At 36.7% G+C, this 19256-nt stretch carries 18 protein-coding genes and 1 pseudogene; 10 read left to right on the plus strand and 9 right to left on the minus strand.

The genetic code is table 11. The features are described 5' to 3' along the window. The first annotated feature begins 100 nt into the window (after window positions 1-100). From dnaA to chrA, 6 genes are all read left to right on the plus strand, one after another. On the plus strand, window positions 101-1399 hold the full coding sequence (gene dnaA, locus MS2017_RS00005) for a chromosomal replication initiator protein DnaA (protein ID WP_071563469.1): 1299 nt from the start codon (window positions 101-103) through the stop codon (window positions 1397-1399). A gap of 213 nt (window positions 1400-1612) precedes the next feature. Next, window positions 1613-2716: a DNA polymerase III subunit beta gene (gene dnaN, locus MS2017_RS00010; RefSeq protein WP_122950850.1), complete on the plus strand. Its 1104-nt coding sequence runs from the start codon at window positions 1613-1615 to the stop codon at window positions 2714-2716. A 183-nt stretch (window positions 2717-2899) separates the two neighbouring features. Next, window positions 2900-3988 (plus strand): DNA replication/repair protein RecF, encoded by a 1089-nt coding sequence (gene recF / locus MS2017_RS00015; protein ID WP_122950851.1) that lies wholly within the window; start codon window positions 2900-2902, stop codon window positions 3986-3988. A 54-nt stretch (window positions 3989-4042) separates the two neighbouring features. Continuing rightward, complete coding sequence (gyrB, locus tag MS2017_RS00020; protein ID WP_122950852.1) at window positions 4043-6445, plus strand: DNA topoisomerase (ATP-hydrolyzing) subunit B; 2403 nt, start codon at window positions 4043-4045, stop codon at window positions 6443-6445. Between the two features lie 24 nt (window positions 6446-6469). Next, complete coding sequence (locus MS2017_RS00025; RefSeq protein WP_122950853.1) at window positions 6470-7357, plus strand: phosphoribulokinase; 888 nt, start codon at window positions 6470-6472, stop codon at window positions 7355-7357. A 65-nt stretch (window positions 7358-7422) separates the two neighbouring features. Beyond that, the gene (chrA, locus tag MS2017_RS00030) at window positions 7423-8739 is read left to right on the plus strand and encodes a chromate efflux transporter (protein ID WP_122950854.1); all 1317 of its coding nucleotides are present in this window, start codon (window positions 7423-7425) and stop codon (window positions 8737-8739) included. A gap of 69 nt (window positions 8740-8808) precedes the next feature. Here chrA and MS2017_RS10890 read toward each other — a convergent pair. Beyond that, a pseudogene (locus tag MS2017_RS10890) lies at window positions 8809-9000 on the minus strand (integron integrase); the annotation flags it as partial. Window positions 9001-9264: 264 nt separating this feature from the next. Between MS2017_RS10890 and MS2017_RS00035 the strand changes: the two are divergent. The 3 genes from MS2017_RS00035 to MS2017_RS00045 all read left to right on the plus strand — a co-directional run bounded on the left by MS2017_RS00035 (window position 9265) and on the right by MS2017_RS00045 (window position 10572). After that, window positions 9265-9546 (plus strand): putative quinol monooxygenase, encoded by a 282-nt coding sequence (locus MS2017_RS00035; protein ID WP_122950855.1) that lies wholly within the window; start codon window positions 9265-9267, stop codon window positions 9544-9546. Between the two features lie 199 nt (window positions 9547-9745). Beyond that, a complete protein-coding gene (locus MS2017_RS00040; protein ID WP_122950856.1) occupies window positions 9746-10063 on the plus strand; it encodes a hypothetical protein in 318 nt (105 codons plus the stop codon). Between the two features lie 113 nt (window positions 10064-10176). Further along, a complete protein-coding gene (locus MS2017_RS00045) occupies window positions 10177-10572 on the plus strand; it encodes a VOC family protein (RefSeq protein WP_122950857.1) in 396 nt (131 codons plus the stop codon). Window positions 10573-10771: 199 nt separating this feature from the next. On the opposite strand, the gene leuS is transcribed toward MS2017_RS00045, so the two are convergent. After that, complete coding sequence (gene leuS, locus MS2017_RS00050; protein ID WP_122950858.1) at window positions 10772-13222, minus strand: leucine--tRNA ligase; 2451 nt, start codon at window positions 13220-13222, stop codon at window positions 10772-10774. A 5-nt stretch (window positions 13223-13227) separates the two neighbouring features. Further along, window positions 13228-14214: a dihydroorotate dehydrogenase gene (locus MS2017_RS00055; protein WP_122950859.1), complete on the minus strand. Its 987-nt coding sequence runs from the start codon at window positions 14212-14214 to the stop codon at window positions 13228-13230. 159 nt (window positions 14215-14373) lie between these two features. Between MS2017_RS00055 and bioD the strand changes: the two genes are divergently transcribed. Then, window positions 14374-15015, plus strand: a complete 642-nt coding sequence (gene bioD, locus MS2017_RS00060; RefSeq protein WP_122950860.1) for a dethiobiotin synthase — start codon at window positions 14374-14376, stop codon at window positions 15013-15015. Here the strand turns inward: bioD and MS2017_RS00065 are convergent. The 6 genes from MS2017_RS00065 to MS2017_RS00090 all read right to left on the minus strand — a co-directional run bounded on the left by MS2017_RS00065 (window position 15007) and on the right by MS2017_RS00090 (window position 19202). Further along, window positions 15007-15366 (minus strand): ClpXP protease specificity-enhancing factor, encoded by a 360-nt coding sequence (locus MS2017_RS00065; RefSeq protein WP_071564704.1) that lies wholly within the window; start codon window positions 15364-15366, stop codon window positions 15007-15009. The genes bioD and MS2017_RS00065 overlap by 9 nt on opposite strands. Before the next feature lie 28 nt (window positions 15367-15394). Further along, window positions 15395-16024 carry a glutathione S-transferase N-terminal domain-containing protein gene (locus MS2017_RS00070; protein WP_122950861.1) on the minus strand — a complete coding sequence of 210 codons (630 nt, stop codon included), beginning with the start codon at window positions 16022-16024 and terminating at the stop codon, window positions 15395-15397. A 75-nt stretch (window positions 16025-16099) separates the two neighbouring features. Next, window positions 16100-16969: a cytochrome c1 gene (locus MS2017_RS00075; protein ID WP_122950862.1), complete on the minus strand. Its 870-nt coding sequence runs from the start codon at window positions 16967-16969 to the stop codon at window positions 16100-16102. A 1-nt stretch (window position 16970) separates the two neighbouring features. Beyond that, window positions 16971-18197: a cytochrome b gene (locus tag MS2017_RS00080; protein ID WP_122950863.1), complete on the minus strand. Its 1227-nt coding sequence runs from the start codon at window positions 18195-18197 to the stop codon at window positions 16971-16973. Window positions 18198-18206: 9 nt separating this feature from the next. After that, a complete protein-coding gene (petA, locus tag MS2017_RS00085; protein WP_122950864.1) occupies window positions 18207-18803 on the minus strand; it encodes a ubiquinol-cytochrome c reductase iron-sulfur subunit in 597 nt (198 codons plus the stop codon). 96 nt (window positions 18804-18899) lie between these two features. Beyond that, window positions 18900-19202, minus strand: a complete 303-nt coding sequence (locus tag MS2017_RS00090; protein WP_122950865.1) for a hypothetical protein — start codon at window positions 19200-19202, stop codon at window positions 18900-18902. Between the last annotated feature and the right edge of the window lie 54 nt (window positions 19203-19256).

Below are 19256 nucleotides of genomic sequence, written 5' to 3' on the forward strand. Positions count from 1 at the left end.
GTCTTATTGTTCATTTTAATTGAAACTAAATCTATAAATACAAAAACAACGATTAAAATACCTTTTTTTAATTCTCTGTTTTATAAAACGAAAAGACGCCATGCCAACAACTTGGGAAAAATGCCTTGAAACTTTGAAAGATACCATTCCAGTAGGGCAATTTAGCGTCTGGATTCAGCCATTAAAAGCAACAGAAAAAGGCAATATCCTGACCATAGTAGCGCCTAACACCTCAACAGTAGATTACCTCAAAACAAATTTAAAACAAAAAATTAAAGATGCTGTTGCCCGACACAACAAAGATCTTAAAATCAACATTGGCACCGAAATCCAACAAGCCAAAAAGAACACAAAACACTCAACCCCGTTATTTCCAGAATACACTTTTGACAATTTGGTAATGGGGAATGCCAATCAAATCGCTTATGGTGCGATTCGACAAATTGCAGAAGACCTTAAAAAATCACCTTACAATCCTTGCATTATTTACGGCGATTCAGGGCTGGGGAAAACACATTTAATGCAAGCAGCGGGACATTTGGTAAAACAACAAAACCCAAAAACAAAAATTATTTACGCACCAGTAATGGATTTTGTCAGAAATATTACCACCAGTTTGCGCCACAAAACTATTGAAAACATTAAATCTTATTACCAATCTGCTGACTTATTATTGGTTGATGACATTCACTTGATTGCTGGTAAAGAAAAATCTCAAGAAGAGTTTTTTCATATTTTTAACTTTTTATTTACTACCAAAAAACAAATCATATTCACATGCGACCAACCTCCAACAAACATTAAATCTTTGGAAAATCGTCTAAAAACAAGATTTGCACAGGGATTAAATTTGTCTCTCACACCACCTGAATTAGAAATGCGCGCTGCCATTTTGCTCAAAAAATCAGAAAGTCCAGCCATAAACATTACCTTTAGTGCCGATATTGCATTGTATATTGCAAGCAACATTACCTCAAATGTACGAGATTTAGAAGGGGCTTTACTTAAATTAAAAGCCTTTGTCGATTTTTCCAAACTAGACGATCATATTATTACCAAAGAAATTATTGATATTGCCTTAGGTGATTTAATCAAACCAAAGGCTAAAAATATTGACATTAACGATATACAAAAAGAAAGCGCTAAACACTATGGGGTTACCATATCAGACCTTAGTTCAAAAAATCGCAAACAATCAATTGTTTTGGCGCGACAAATGGCTATTTTTATTGCACATGAAATGACCAGCCTGTCTTTATCCAAAATTGGAAAACATTTTGGAAATCGAGATCATTCCACAGTTTTACATGCCATTAAAAGAATCAAAGAAAGAACAGAAAAAGAGCCTGAAATCAAGGATGAATACGAATTACTCAAACTTAAATTGGCCAACTTATAAACACTATACACAAAATCTTTTCCAATGAATTGTGGATAACTTTAATAACTTAGCAAATAATAAAAATTTATGAACATTTACCCTCATTTTTTACATAAAATAAGAGATAATTATCAACAATTTAATTCATTGTTTTTTAAAGAAAATAATAAGTTTTCAACAAAAAAAACCATGGCTAATAATAACAATAAATTTTAATTAAAAGAATTTTTTATGAACATACAACTTACCGTTAAAGAATTACTAGAACCTTTACAAACTGTAATTGGTGTTGTTGAAAAAAAAGCAACACTACCTATTCTGTCACATGTACTTATTCAGCTCAAAAATGGGGAATTAACATTAACCACAACAGATATGGAAATTGAACTGCGTACCTTAAAAAAAATTCAAGCACAAGAAGAGGTAAGTTTTACAATATACGCAAAAGATTTAATTGATATTATTAACAAACTTAAAGAAGATACTGTTATTGAATTTATTATTGAAGATGCAAAAATCTATATTAAAGCCAACAAAAACTCATTTGAACTTAATGCTTTTAATGCTCAAGATTTCCCTTCTTTACCAAAAATTAAAGACAGCGAAATTATTCACATTAAACGACTTGCTTTAAAAGAACTGATTGAAAAAACTTCTTTTTCAATGGGTAATCAAGATATTCGTGCTTATTTAAATGGTTTGTATTTTGAAGTAGACAAGGACAATATTGTTGTGGTTGCAACTGATGGCCATCGTTTAGCCATTGGCGAAATTCAACAACCCAATGATTTATCTAGTAAAAAAACAGTTATTTTGCCCAAAAAAGCAATATTGGAACTTATTAAAATTCTAAATAAAGATGTAAATGCAGAAGTAGATATTCATCTTTCAGAAAACTATTTTCACTTAACCAGTGATACCACCACTATTATTAGTCGTCTTATTGATGGTAATTTCCCTAACTACACACAAGTTATTCCAACCGATTATGAAAATACAATTGAAATTAATCGTCAAAACTTTTTAGACAGTTTAAAACAAGCCTTAATTTTTGTTGAAGAACGCACCAAAGGTGTTAAATTGGCTTTTAAAGACAATCAAATTAATATTTTTTCACATTCAGAGCGTGGTCAAGCAAAAACTAAAATCGATATTGATAATTTTGATAAAGAAATAGAAGTTACTTTTAATGTTCATTATCTTATCGATATTTTAGAAAAACTGACCACTGACAATATCAATATGACCATACCTAATGGTGAAAACCAATCTTGCTTATTAAGCGGCATTGGTGATGATATTTTTCAATATGTTGTTATGCCAATGCGGGTTTAATGCGTTAGCATTTAAGACTGTTTTCTAAATATGAATTATCAAAAATCTATTTTTTACCCGTTTGTTACTTTTTTAAACTTGGTCTTAACCCTGTTAAAGCCAAGTTTGAAGAAATTTCTAATAAAACAACAATTGAATTTTGTTCATCATTCGTATATATACAAAAACCTTACTTAAGTCTCTATGGCTATTATTAGTAAGTTATCTATTCATCAATTTCGAAACTTAATCTCTCAATATATTACACCTGATAAAAATATCAATTTGTTTATTAGTGATAATGCTCAAGGTAAAACCAATTTAATTGAGGCAATTTATTATCTTGGTCATAACCGCTCATTTAAAACAAAAACCCTTAAAGAAATTATTAATTCCGACGCTGATACTTTTCAATTAAGTGTTGAAGTTGATGCAAACAAAATAAAACTAGAAAAAACAAAAAACAAAACCAAAGTTACAATTAATCAATCAAAAATAGACAACGCTTCCCAACTAAGTTGCTTGTTACCCATTCAAATTATCACACCAGACAAAGGATTTATCGTTAATGGCACCCCTAAAAATAAACGCTCTTATTTAGATTGGGGAGTGTTTCACGTGAAACCAGAAACCATTAAAGCCTTTAAAAATTATCATAAAATATTAAAAAATATTAATACTTTACTTGGTAATAACCAAACCAACGAATTGGATTTTTGGTTTTTAGAGTTAGCAAAACACAGTGCCATTATTAATAAAAATCGATTGGATTATTTGCAACAACTTAGAGAAACTTTGTTATCTGATAAAACTGAAACCTTAGGTAAACTGATTGATTCGTTAGACAAATTTAATTATGAATTTTCATCTGGTTGGCCTAAAGAAGTAGATCAAATTAATGAACAAAGTATTTATCAATATCTAAAGAAAAACACCACTTCCTTATTAAGGATTAAATATTTAAATTACGGCTCTCATAAGGCAAATATTAATTTCACCTTTGATAATAGAAGCGAATGTTTTTTTTCAAGAGGTGAGCAAAAAACTTTGTCTATTATTTTTTGGTTAACACAAGTTGTATTGTTAATTAATCTTGGGGTTAAGCCTATTGTTTTAATTGATGATTTATCCTCTGAATTAGACCATGCTAAAGTTAATATTATCTTACAATATTTAAAAACCCTTGATGTGCAAACCTTTATGACTGATATTAACCATAACCTATCAACGATTCAACAAATAAACCCCACTATTTTTCAAATTAACAAGGGTGTGATTACACAGCAAAAATAAACTTCTATCGTGGTATAATAAATCCATTCAATTTATAAGTAAATTTAGGTATTTATGTCTGAACAACAATCGCAAGCATACGAAGCATCAAGCATTAAAGTTTTAAAAGGTCTTGACGCTGTTAGAAAACGCCCAGGAATGTATATTGGTGATACCGATGATGGTACAGGTTTACACCACATGGTATTTGAAGTTGTTGATAATGCAATTGACGAAGCATTAGCTGGACATTGCTCTAAAATCAACATCACTATCCATGAAGACCAATCCGTTTCTGTTACTGATGATGGCCGAGGTATTCCAACCGATATTCATCCTGAAGAAGGTATTAGTGCAGCAGAAGTTATTATGACTATTTTGCATGCTGGTGGTAAATTTGATGATAATTCATATAAGGTTTCTGGTGGTTTACACGGTGTAGGTGTTTCCGTGGTAAATGCGCTTTCTGAAACTGTGCATTTAACTGTGTATCGGAATGGTGAAATTCATCAACAAAGTTATACATTAGGGGTGCCAGATGCGCCAATGAAAGTTACTGGAAAAACCGATCAAACTGGGACAAAAATTCACTTTAAACCAAGCCCCGAAATTTTTGCAATTACTGAATTTAAATACGATACTTTAGCCAATCGTGTGCGTGAATTGTCTTTCTTAAACTCAGGTGTTCATATTGAAATTATGGAACTGGCAACAGATCGTAAGGATGTGTTTGAGTACGAGGGCGGTATTGAAGCTTTTGTTGAGCATTTAAATAAAGCAAAAACCCCTATTCACAATAATATTATTTCAATCTCAGCAGAGCGTGATGATATTGTTATTGATGTTGCCTTACAATGGAGTGATTCTTACCAAGAAAGCATTTATTGTTTTACTAATAACATTCCTCAACGAGATGGTGGTGCGCATTTGGCAGGTTTTAGAGGTGCATTAACACGAACATTGAATAATTATATTGATAATTCAGGTTTGGCAAAAAAAGAAAAATCCTCCATTACTGGTGAAGACACACGAGAAGGTTTAACCGCCATTATTTCAGTTAAAGTGCCAGACCCTAAATTTTCATCACAAACCAAAGACAAATTAGTATCATCCGAAGTTCGTGCACCAGTTGAATCAGCACTTAATGAAAAACTGGGTGATTATTTACTAGAAAACCCAACAGAAGCCAAAATTATCGTGGGTAAGATTTTAGACGCTTCGAGAGCTCGCGATGCGGCACGAAAAGCCAGAGAGATGACCCGTCGTAAGGGTGCACTTGATATCGCTGGCTTACCGGGAAAATTGAGCGATTGTCAAACCAAAGACCCTGCCGAATCAGAAATATTCTTAGTTGAGGGTGATTCTGCCGGTGGTTCTGCCAAACAAGGTCGTGATCGACGCACACAAGCAATTCTACCTCTTAAAGGTAAAATCTTAAATGTGGAAAAAGCCCGTTTTGAAAAAATGCTGGGTTCTGTCGAAGTTGGTACTTTAATTACAGCTTTAGGTTGTGGTATTGGTAAAGAAGAATATAACATTGAAAAATTACGCTATCACAAAATTGTTATTATGACGGATGCTGATGTCGATGGTGCACACATTCGCACCTTGTTATTAACCTTCTTCTATCGCTATTTGCCTGAATTGGTTGAAAAAGGCTATCTTTATATCGCCCAACCGCCTTTGTATAAAATCAAAAAAGGTAAGCAAGAACGCTACCTTAAAGACGACCAAGAATTAAGCGATTACTTATTGCAAGAAGCCGTAAATGAAGCACGATTATTCACCAATACACAAGCACCAGCAATTTCAGGCATAGCTTTAGAAACCGCCATGAAAGATTATTATCAAATTGATACTATTATTGAACGACTATCAAAGAAAATTAATCCAATTTTGTTGCGTGCAATCGCCAAATTAAATCCATTAAAAGATTTAAAAGATATAACAAAAGTATCTGCTTGGGTGAAACAATTAGAAGAAATTTTAGCGCAAAATTTATCACCTGCACAAAAACACACTGTTATTTTTAATGCCAATGAAATTGAACACACCTTGTCAATGTATGGTGTGGAAACAGATGTTGATCATCTTGGTGAATCATTTTTTAATTCAGCAGATTATATGGCCATTAGAAAATTTTCTGAAGAAATTGAAAGTGTTATAACCGAAGATTCTTATATTGAGAAAAAAGACAAAAGCATTAAAGTCAAAAACTTTGCTGAAGTGGTTGATTTTTTAATGAATGACGCTAAAAAAGGTCAAAGTTTCCAACGCTATAAAGGTTTGGGTGAAATGAATCCAGACCAACTGTGGGAAACAACCATGGATCCAGAAAATAGAATTTTATTAAAGGTAAAAGTTGAAGATGCCATTGTTGCAGATGAAGTTTTTTCTACTTTAATGGGTGATGAAGTGGAGCCGCGTAGAAACTTTATTGAAGACAATGCATTGTCTGTCGATAACTTAGATTTTTAAACTTATTTAAATACGGAGAAAATTATGTCAAAAGAACATCCTGTTATTGTAGTAACTGGCTCGTCGGGTGCGGGCACTACTTTTGTAAAGCGTGCATTTGAGCACATTTTTGATAAAGAAAACATTAAGCCACTTATTGTTGAAGGTGATAGCTTTCATAAATACGATCGTGTTGCTATGAAACAAGCAGTACAAGAGCAAAAAGAACAGGGTAATAACTTCTTTTCACACTTTGGCCCTGACACCAATTTATTCAAAAAAATTGAACAAGCTTTTAAAGATTATGGCACCACAGGTGAATGTGATCGCCGTTACTATATCCATTCTGATAGTGAAGCACTTGAACATAATACCAACTTAGGTACAAACCTGAACCCCGGTGAATTCACCCCATGGGAAAAAGTCGGCAAAGGCACAGACTTGTTATTTTATGAAGGTTTACACGGTGCTGTTGTTGCTGATGATGTAGATATGGCACAATATGGCGATTTAAAAGTCGGCGTTGTTCCTAGTATTAACCTTGAATGGATTCAGAAAATTCATCGTGATAATGCCGAACGCGGCTACTCTGCAGAAGAGACAGTAGATACAATTTTAAGCAGAATGCCTGATTATATTAACTATATCACCCCGCAATTCTCACAAACGGATATCAACTTTCAGCGTATTGCCACTGTAGATACCTCCAATCCATTTATTGCTCGTGACATTCCTACACCTGACGAATCATTGGTTGTTATTCATTTTAACGATTTGGAAAAAACACCTGTTGACTTTACTCAAGTGAAGACCATTATTGAAGGCTCATTTATGTCCAGACGCAATACTATTGTTGTTCCTGGTAATAAAATGGGATTAGCGATGGAAGTGATTTTATATCCAATCATTCATAGTTTGATTGCCAATAAATAAGCAATCAATCTCTTAAAACCCCAGTCTTTGACTGGGGTTTTTTGTATTAAGCGAACCTAAAAAAAATGAACTTAACTCACCCCCCTACAAAACCCAGTTTTTTCCAATTCTTTATTTACTGGTTAAAACTAGGTTTCATTAGTTTCGGCGGCCCAGCAGGTCAAATATCAATGATGCACCAAGCACTGGTTGAAGACAAACGCTGGATTTCAGAACATCGTTTCTTGCACGCCCTAAATTTCACTATGGTACTCCCTGGCCCAGAAGCCCAACAACTCGCCACCTACATCGGTTGGCTTATGTTCGGCATACGAGGTGGACTGGTTGCTGGTGTGTTATTCGTCTTACCTTCCCTGTTTATTTTAAGCACACTCACTTGGATTTATTTAACTTACGGCACACTTAATGAAGTCGCTGGCATCCTATACGGCATCAAACCCGCCGTTACTGCCATTGTCCTATTTGCCGCTTATCGCATTGGCTCCAAAGCCTTGTCAAACCCCGTGTTAAAAGTATTGGCAGTATTAGCATTTATCGCCATTTACCAATTTCATATCCCCTTCCCTTATATCGTAGTAATCGCCGCATCTATTGGCTTTTTAGGCGCAAAATTATCCCCCAACACCTTCACCGTAGGCGCACATCATGGCGGCAGTAAAAACAGTTATGGCGTAGCATTAATTGATGACCACACCCCCATTCCCGACCATGCGAAATTTAAATGGTCTAATTTCTTCAGTTTCTTAATCATTGGCGTCGTACTTGGCAGCGTTGTTTTAAGTTTATTAGACAATAAAGTGTTACACGATATGGGCGAATTTTTTACCAAAGCCGCCCTTGTTACTTTTGGCGGCGCTTACGCAGTATTACCTTACATCTATCAAGGTGGCGTTGAACAATACCACTGGCTAAGTGCCACACAAATGATGGATGGCCTAGCACTCGGTGAAACCACCCCCGGCCCACTCATTATGGTAGTAGCATTTGTCGGTTTTGTCGGCGCAACCGTCAAAGAAATTTTCGGCGCAGAATCAATGCTACTAGCAGGTTTTGCTGGCGCATCAGTTGCCACTTTTTTCACCTTCCTACCCTCCTTTCTATTCATCTTCTTAGGCGCCCCAGGCATCGAAGCCACACGAGGCGACCTAAAATTCAGCGCACCCCTCTCAGCAGTAACAGCCGCCGTAGTAGGCGTAATTGTTAACCTAGCAGTATTCTTCGCACTTGCCACACTATATCACAATCAACAAATAGACTGGATAGCCACCGCCATCACCATAGTTGCATTTATTGCGCTATTTCGCTTTAAAATTGGCATTATGAGCGTGATTGCTGTGAGTGGGTTAATAGGCTTAGGTGTTTCTATTTTACAAACTATTTAATGGATTGCTTACACACAAGTCTTATTAATATTTTTGACTTGCAGACGCAAAAGTTCGTTTATTCTCAAATCACAACCATACAAAGGCTTTAACTTTATTTTTGGTTAAATCTACAGAAACATGAACTTTTTCTTTGATGCGAATGGCAGATATTTTTTTAATTGAAATTTCCAGTATTTTTTCATACAAAAACAACAAGGTATTAAACGCTTGATTTTGGGTGTCAAATGACACATTGAGATTAACAACTAAATTAGTTAAAAATACTTCAACCTTGCTTAACTTTTGAGGGGTGAAAGAATGTAGTTTTTATTTAACCAATATAAGTTTCTTTGGTTTTAAAACTATAATGTTCAAGGCGAATTTTATCTCGCACAATTTTTAATAATTTTCTATCTGTAAAGTTTTTTACATCATAATAAATGGTATTGTTTAAAATTTTACATAAAATACTTTTTTTAATAAAATGATTATTGTGTATATAATAATCTTAATGAGTAGTTATATTTTTCAAAGGGGGTAGAGTTGTTAAAAGTTGTTTTAAAGGGTTATATTCTTGCCTCCGATTCCGATCTTGCAATTGTAAAGAAAGAACTTGAGAACCATATTCAATTAACTCGACAGGAGGAAGGTTGCTTAGTTTTCGAAGTATCTCAAGACAATAAGAATATAAACCAATTCAATGTATATGAAGAATTTGTATCTAAAGATGCATTTAAGTTACATCAGCAACGCCTTAGTGGCACTGAATGGGGCAGGGTTTCATCAAGGTTAGAGAAACATTATAAGACTAATGGTGATAACTAACATAGGTGTGTTGATACATAATAAAACGCTCAAGCAAACATTAAGGTTATTAATTTAACGTGCAAACTTATACTGCTTTTATGTCTTGCCCTCAAGTTGTGTTTAGGTGTATATTTAAACCACTTTCGCTATAATAGCGTTACGCAACATAAATAGCTCTATGTTGCATTTTAATAATGGACTATTTCAAGGAGAAAAAATGGCTTACACTTCAATTATATTTGAAAATCCTAATACAGGTGCAATTAAAGAGGTGCCAGTGGGGTTTTCATGGACAGTTTTTTTGTTTAGTTTCTTTCCAGCATTGTTTAGGGGCGATTGGAAATGGGCGATAATAATATTGGTGCTTGCTTTGATGACTTTTGGATTAAGTAGTTTTGTATTTGCATTTATTTACAATAAACTTTATATTAAAGATTTGATTGGTTTTGGATTTAAGGCAAAATCAATTGCAAGTGGAGATATGGATTCTGCAGCTAGTAAATTAGGTATACAAATTCCAAAATTAGATTCTTGATGATTATTCATATTTATGGCAAAGGCCTCATTCTGTATAATGAATCGTTCTAGTTGATTGTTGATGCGTTGACTAAATTCAAGCATTATGCTTAATAAATAAAGGGGTTTTTAATGGTTAATTTTGGATACACAATCAATTATGTTGATGAAGTAGATAAAGCGCTGTCTTTTTTTGAAAAGGCATTTGATATAAAGCGTCGTTTTTTAACGGATGAGAAGGATTACGGGGAATTGGATACTGGTGCAACAGTATTGGCTTTTGCGTCACATAAATTAGGGCAATCAAATTTTTCTGGTGGATATGTCAGTGCCACGGATTCTAAAAAACCGCTTGGCACTGAAATAGTGCTTGTTACAAATGAAGTGCAATTAATTCATGAAAATGCTATTAAAAATGGTGCTGTTGAGTTAAAGGCACCTGAAGTAAAACCTTGGGGGCAAACAGTTTCTTATATTCGTTGTCCTTCAGGAATTTTGATAGAATTATGTACGCCAATTACACAATAAATCACTTCAATTGCATTGGTTGAATTTCAAGTGTTGGGCGTAATACCATTTTCAAAAAATAAACCAAACGAACCTAGTGCGCATTCTTATCCTAAGTGTTAGCGGCATATTATTCATATTTATGCAAAGGTCTCTTAAGGTATGGGCTTAAATAGTTCAGTGACGCTCTCTAGATATCAGCAAGCAAAGCGTTATTTTTTTACTTAACAACGACATTAACCAATTTATTTGGCACAACAATGACTTTAACGATGGTTTTTCCGTCGGTAAATTTGACAACATTTTCATCTGCTAGCGCTTGTGCTTCAACTTGCGCTTTGTCGGCATTGGCGTTGATCATTAGTTTGGCACGAAGTTTGCCGTTGACTTGAACGATGATTTGTACCTCTTCTTGGCTGAGCGCTGCTTCATCAATGCTTGGCCATGGCTCGTTGATAATTGCCTCTGTATTGCCTAATTCTTGCCATAGGTGGTGGCAGAGGTGTGGGGCGATTGGGCTTAGGGTTTTGAGTAGGATGTTGATGGATTCTTGGCGGATAGCCATGGCGGTGTCGCTGGTGTCGTTAAATTTGGTAAGGGTGTTACTCAGTTCCATGAGTGCGGCAATGACTGTATTAAATAGGTGTCTGCGTTGCATGTCATCGGTGATTTTGTTGAGTGTTTGATGCGTTTTAAAGCGAATGTCTTTTTGTTGCTTATTAAGGTTGTCTAAGGCGCCAATGGTGTTGTTTGCTTTGTCTTTTATAAAACTTCCAACTAGGCGATAGACCTTGTTAACAAAACGGTGTGCACCCTCTAATCCAGAGTCGCTCCATTCTAGATCTTGCGTTGGTGGGGCGGCAAATAAGATAAATAGGCGCACTGTGTCTGCGCCATATTTGGCTATCATTTCTTGTGGGTCAACGGTATTGCCTTTGGATTTGCTCATTTTGGCGCCATCTTTTAAGACCATGCCTTGGGTAAGTAGGTTTTTAAAGGGCTCGTCGTTTTTAATTAAGCCTTCGTCACGCAGGAGTTTGTTAAAAAAGCGGGCGTAAAGTAGATGTAAAATTGCATGTTCAATGCCACCAACATATTGATCCACGCCACCGTTTGCAAGCCAATAGTTGCTTCGTTCATCTAACATTTTGTCGCTATTGTCTTTGCAAGTGTAACGGGCAAAATACCAAGAGGATTCAAAAAAGGTATCAAAAGTATCGGTTTCTCGTTGCGCTGCTTCGCCACATTTGGGGCAAGTGGTTTGATAAAACTCAGGCATTTTTTTAATCGGCGAGCCAACGCCATCAAAACTTACTTCTTCAGGCAAAATAATGGGCAAGTCAGACTCAGGTACAGCCACTGAGCCGCAACTTGGGCAGTTGACAATGGGGATGGGGCAACCCCAATAGCGTTGGCGTGACACGCCCCAATCTCGTAAGCGGTAGTTGGTTTTTTTACTACCTAAGTTATTGTCCTCAAGGGTTTTGGCAATTGCTTCAAAGGCTTGGTCGAAATCCAAGCCATCAAACTTGCCAGAATTAAATAACAATCCTTTGTGGGTAATGGCGCCTTCATTGGTATCTTCGTCTTTATTGATAACCTGTTTAATATCGATGTGGTATTTTTTGGCAAATTCATAATCTCGTTCATCGTGTGCGGGCACACTCATCACAGCACCTGTGCCGTAACCCATTAGGACAAAGTTGGCAATCCAAATCGGCACTTCAGCGCCTGTGATTGGATGTGTGCATTTGAGTCCTGAATCAACGCCCTTTTTTTCCATGGTTTCCATAGCGGCTTCAGAGGTCTCCATGGCTTTGCATTCATCAATAAAGGCTTGCACAGTGGCGTTGTCTTTGCCTGCGTTGAGTGCCAAAGGATGTTCAGCGGCAATGGCTAAATAGGTAACGCCCATTAGTGTGTCTGGGCGGGTGGTATAAACGCTTAGTGCGTCAAAGCCTTTTCTGTTGAAGTCTATTTCTAAGCCGATGGATTTGCCAATCCAGTTTCTTTGCATGGTTTTAACAGCATCAGGCCAGCCATCTAATTTGTCTAAATCGTTTAACAACTCATCAGCATAATCTGTGATACGCATAAACCATTGTGAAATTTCTTTTTTCTCAATCAGTGCATCAGAGCGCCAACCTCGTCCATCAATCACTTGCTCGTTGGCCAGCACAGTTTGATCCACGGGATCCCAATTGACAATGGCATTTTTCTTATAAACCAAGCCTTTTTTAAATAATTTCACAAACAGCCATTGCTCCCAGCGATAATAATCCGGGTGGCAAGTGGCAATTTCACGCGACCAGTCATAGCCAAAACCTAACTGGGTTAACTGGGTTTTCATGTAATCAATATTTTCGTAAGTCCATTTAGCAGGTGCTACTTTGTTTTTTAATGCGGCATTTTCAGCGGGCAAGCCAAATCCATCCCAGCCAATTGGTTGCATCACATTTTTGCCCTGCATTTTTTGATAGCGAGAGATGACATCGCCAATACTGTAATTGCGCACATGTCCCATATGCAAACGCCCAGAGGGATAGGGAAACATACTTAGGCAGTAATATTTTTCCTTTGTATCGTCTTCAACAACCTCAAACGATTTGTTTTCTTGCCAATAGTTCTGTACTTGTGCTTCAATGTCTTGAGCGTTATATTCTGTATTCATATTTTTTATTTTGGGTTACAAGGTGAATTGAAAGTGTTAACTTCCAAGGTGCCGATTAATTTATCGATATTATCCAGTTTGTTGTCTATTAAGTATTGGGCAATGCCTTCGTTGATTTTATGGCAGATTAATGGGTTGTAAAACAGTGCTGTGCCAATGCCAACAGTGGATGCACCAGCAATGATAAACTCTATTGCATCATTGGCTGTCATAATGCCACCTTGTCCAATAATTGGCACATTGTGGTGTTTGCTCACTTGGTAAACTTGGTGGACTTTTAACAGTGCAATGGGCTTAATGGCAGGGCCTGATAACCCCCCTTGGTTGTTGCCAATAATTGGCTTTTTGGTTTTGGTGTCAATTGCCATGCCCATCAGTGTGTTAATGACTGCCAAGCCATCGGTGCCTGCATCAATACAGCGTTGAGCGCTGAAAGCAATATCAGTTTGATTGGGTGATAATTTGGTGATAATCGGCTTTGTGGTATTTTTTCTGCAAATATCAACCACACGATAAGACATATCAGGGTCGTTGCCAAAGGCGACACCACCTTCTTTGACATTGGGACAGGAGATATTGATTTCTATTGCGTCAATATCGGTGTCGTCAAATCGTTTGGTAATTTCGCCATATTCTTCTACTGATGAGCCTGAAATATTGATAATAAACCGAGTTTCAGTTTTATCTAAATTTGGCATAATATCGTTAATGACGACATCTGTGCCAGGATTTTGTAAACCGATGGCGTTAATCATACCACTGGGTGTTTCGGTTACTCGATGAGGGGCATTGCCAAGGCGTGGTTCCAAGGTTGTTCCTTTTAGACAAATTGCACCCACATCAGCGTTAGAAAACCCATCAATGCGTGTGTATTCTTCGCCAAAACCAACGCAGCCTGACAAAAGAACAATGGGCGAATTTAACGAAAGTCCGCAGAATTTCGTTTTTAAAATATCGCTAATATGTGCTTTCGAGGCTTGCTCTTCATTCATTTTATAGTTACCTAATTGCTTTTACTGTATTTGTAGTTATTTGCTTACTAAATTTGTATGGGTGTTATTATACCTTTTAATCCAAATATGGAGGTGTTGACCTTGTGGCTGCTATCTTTGGATTATAGGAGAAGGGTTTTACTGTTAAAATCACAGACTATGAAAGGATTGTTTATTAGCGGTAGCGGCACCAATGTGGGAAAAACCTTGATTGCCAGTTATATCATTAAAGCACTGAGTGTGAAATACACGGTTGTGGCAAGAAAACCCATTGAAAGCGATTGCATAAAAACCGCTGATGGTTTAATGCCCAAAGATGCGGTATTACTGAACAATTTGTGTGCAAATCCAGAGCCGATCAGTGCTGTGTGCAAATTTCGATTTGAAGCCTGTGTGAGTGGTGAGAAAGCCAGTGCAGAGCAAGGTATTATTGTTAAATTACAAGATTTAGTTGATGCGGTGCAACCCATAAATGATGATGATTTTGTTGTGGTTGAGGGTGCAGGTGGCATTTATTCCCCCATTGCACAACAAGCATTAAACAGTGACTTAGCATTGGCACTAAAACTACCAGTGGTAATCGTGGTCAAAGATGAACTGGGTGCCATCAATCAAGCATTATTGAGCATCAATGCTGCCAAAAAACACAAATTGAATATTGTTATGTTGGTGCTTAACCAAATTACACCTAATGACTTAGGTAACGAAGAAGCGTTGAAGGCTTATACAGATATTGAAGTGGTAACTTTCAATCAAAACAAAATAGGCAACTTTAACACCAAGGTGATGGCGTTAATCTAATATAGTTAAAGTTGGCTTTTTTTGCTCTTTTTTTGGCGGCACTTGATCTTTTTCAAAAAACATACCTTCACCATTTTCACCCGCATAAATAGTTAAAACCGCATTGATGGGTGCGAAAATATCATGGGATTTCCCCTCAAAGCGTGCTTTGAAGGATATCGATTCATTATCTATAACCAAGGCATTGGTTGCATGATTGGCGATATTGAGTACAATTTTCCCTTGCTGAATAAAAGGTTTTGGTACCACAACATTTGATTCTGAACAATCAACCAAAATGTGTGGCGTTAGCCCAGAATCTTCCATCCATTGATGATAAGCTCTAACAAGATAAGGCGCTACAGAAGTCATAAGTTACCTGCCATTAGTTAAATGATGTTTAGTTGTATTCTTTTTCGCAATCGGTCAAACTTTCTTTAAAACTGCTTCTTGTAAATAGATGATTTGCATACTCAGTAACAGCCTTTCCGGGCGCACCTAAGTCAATATCAAGTTTTTTCAAACGCCATAATAATGTCGCTAAACAAGCATCAACAATTGTCATGTCATCGCTCTTAAAGAAAGTTTTGTATTCAAATAAAGGCACCAATTCAATCAAGCTATTTTTAAGCAGTTTTCTGGCTGCATTGGCTTCTTTTTCATTGCCAGTTTCAATAATTTTAACCTGCTTAAACCAACTGTCAGAAGCCCTTGTAAATCTAAAAATAAGTAAGCGTTTTTCTGATTTTTCAATCGGGTCAACTGGCAACAATGGTGGGAAAGGAAAGCGTTCATCTAGGTATTCCATAATTACCGAAAGATCGTATAAAACGATACCACGGTCAAATAAAGTAGGTAGTGTTTGACCGGGGCTACGCTCTAAAATTTCTTCAGGCATTTTTTCGACTTCTAAAACCACCACTTCTCTTTCGATGTTTTTTTCTGCCATAATAAAACGCACTGTATGTGATTCTATTTCATCGTTAGAAGAATAAAGAATGGTTGAAGATGGATTTGGTTTGCTTATCATAATATTTGTCCTTGGAAATAAAAAAAAACAGTATTTCTTATTGAAACACTGTTTTGTATTAAAAAATGAGATTAATTAGTCCTTGGCCTTCCATTTACCGTATTTAACATCTCTCCAATATTCTTTTTTCAATAAATAAGAAAGAATAAAGAGGATGAATAAAAAGCCTAATACTTTATAACCTAAGTCAACGCGTATCAATTTTGCAGGTTCGCCAACATAGTCTAAAAAGTTAGTAATGTCACGCACATCTTGGTTAAATTCTGGTGTTGATTTGCTCTGCTTAAGATACCATAAGACATCTGGCATAGAGACATTGGCCAAAACTTTATTGTTCACGCCAAAGGGACGAGTGTCGTCTTTGTAAAAACTACGCAAATAGGTGTAAATCCAATCGGTACCTTTAGAGCGAGCAACCAGAGACAAGTCGGGCGGCGTTGAACCGAACCAAATTTTCGCCCCCTTTTCCGATATTGCCGCAACTACTGGAGAGCCAACTTTTTCTGTGTTAAATATAAGGTCTTTTTCAACTATTTTGTCGGTTGCCTTACTTAAGTTCTCTTCAATTTGACTAGCGGAAAGCTTGTCAAGTAATGTTTTTGCTTGTTTAGCATCTTTCACAGGGTTGTCAACTGCATTTGCAAGTGCTTGTAAATCAGCAACACTTAATGGTTTTTTGTCTAACAAATTTGCTTTTGCTTGCTCATAAGCCTTGACTGTGTCGCTTAAAAATAAATCTTTACCAATGCGGTTGTAACGCATAAAAGAAATTGAGTGGCAACCTGAGCAATAATTCATAAACAATTTCGCACCATTTTGCAGTGATTTTTGATCGCTGATATCTGTATCAGCGTGGTCAAGATGTATTTCACTATTTGCTAAAAGATTGAAAGAGATGGTTAAGCCCGCTAAGACAGACGCTGTCGTTGTTAATAATTTTTTCATTTTATTTCCCCGTTACTCTTTTAGGCACTTCTTTGGTTTTTCCAATAGAAGTAAACCATGGCATTAAGATAAAGAAGCCAAAGTAGGTTGCAGTGAAAACTTGCGCTAACAAGGCATTCATTGGCGTTACTGACTGCATACCTAAATAACCTAAGCAAACAAAACTAATTACAAAGATACCTAAGGCATACTTATATGGTGCTGAGCGATATCTAATTGATTTCACTTTAGAGCGATCCAGCCACGGTAGAGCCAATAAAATTAATAACGCTGCAAACATACCAACAACACCTGGGAATTGCGATCCAAACATGGGTGGAATGGCTCTTAATACGGAATAGAAAGGTGTTAAATACCAAAGTGGCGCAATGTGGCTAGGGGTTTGCAATGGATTGGCTTCAATAAAGTTGGCATGCTCTAAGAAGTAACCGTTCATTGCGGGTGCAAAAAATACCACAGCAGAGAAAATCATCAAAAATCCTACCACACCAACAATGTCTTTAACGCTGTAGTATGGGTGGAATGGAATGCCGTCTTTTGGAATGCCGTTTTTGTCTTTATTCTTTTTAATTTCAACACCATCTGGGTTGTTTGAGCCAACTGCATGTAATGCTACAATGTGCAAAAATACCAATACAACTAAGATAAGCGGCAAGGCAATCACATGTAATGAAAAGAAGCGATTTAGCGCTGGGTCACCAACAGCATAGTCGCCTAAAATCCACACCAACAAGTCGGGGCCAATAAAGGGAACGGAGCCAAATAGTGAGATAATTACTTGTGCACCCCAATAGGACATTTGACCCCATGGCAGAACATAGCCCATAAATGCTTCAGCCATTAGTGCAATGTATAAAATCATACCTAAAATCCAAATCAACTCTCGTGGCGATTTGTATGAGCCGTAAAGCAACCCACGATACATGTGCAGATAAATGACAACAAAGAACGCTGATGCACCTGTTGAGTGTAGATAACGAATTAACCAACCCCAGTTTACATCACGCATAATGTATTCAACCGAAGCAAAAGCATGTAGTTCATCAGGCTTGAAGTGCATGGTTAAAAAGATACCAGTAACAATTTGCATTACCAGTACCAACATGGCTAACGAGCCAAAGAAGTACCAAAAATTAAAATTTCTTGGCGTGTAATATTCTGCCAAATGTTCATTCCAAACTTTAGTTAACGGAAATCTTTGATCAATCCAGTTTTTATTATTGTCCATTATTTGCTCCTATGCTTTTGGGTCAACACCAATTTGAATTAACGAATCAGATACAAAATGATAAGGTGGAATCACCAAATTAGTCGGTGCCGGAACGCCTGCATAAACACGACCTGCCAAGTCAAACTTAGAGCCATGACATGGGCAGTAAAACCCACCCTTCCAAGCATCACCACCAAGGTCGGCTGCACCAAGTTCTGGACGGTAAGTTGGTGAACAACCAAGGTGAGTGCAAACACCAACAATCACGGCAACCTCAGGGTTTATTGAACGATGAATATTTTTAGCGTATTCTGGCTGTTGAGAGGTTTCTGAACTGCTTGGGTCGGTTAATATACCGTCTAAAGTGCTTAAATTTGAAAGTGTGGTTTTGTCGCGTCTAAAAATCCAAACAGGTTTTTTGCGCCATAATACGCGAACCAATTGCCCTTCTTTAAGTTTTTTGATGTTAACCTCAACGGGTGCGCCAGCAGCTTTGGCTCTAGCAGAAGGATTCCAAGTGGATAAAAACGGCCATGCCACAAAGCCAACACCAACTGCACCAACTACACTTGTAGCTTGGGTTAGAAAGCGTCTTTTCTTAAGGTCTATTGTTTGTTCTGACATAAGATTACTATTTCCTGTATGAATAAGTGTTATTTTATTTTTGAAATAAAAACCCAATAATTATAATGTATATTAACTTTAAATAATATAAATATTTTAATATTCATGCAAATCAATTTTAACAATCACTTTTTCTATTTTTGTATGTAGTGCCACCTGTTTGAGTGCATTTAGCAAAACATCAGGTTGTTTTTGCACACGAAAAGCCAGCGCTTGATTGTGGGTAACAAAGGTGGCGGTATTGTTGTCAATAGTACATAAAGACAGCGATTTAAAGGCTTCTGGCAGGTACGCTGAGAGTTGCTGATTAAGTTCGTTCAGCGCTCTAGCTCGTGCAAACATTTGTCCCAACGCACCTTGTGGGGTAAAACCTGCTAAATTTGTTATTTTTTTAGACATTTATACCTTAAAAATCAAAAAAGAATGCTAATGCATTAAAGAATGGTGTATATC

The sequence above is a fragment of the Bathymodiolus thermophilus thioautotrophic gill symbiont genome, from assembly GCF_003711265.1.
Classification (GTDB): domain Bacteria; phylum Pseudomonadota; class Gammaproteobacteria; order PS1; family Pseudothioglobaceae; genus Thiodubiliella.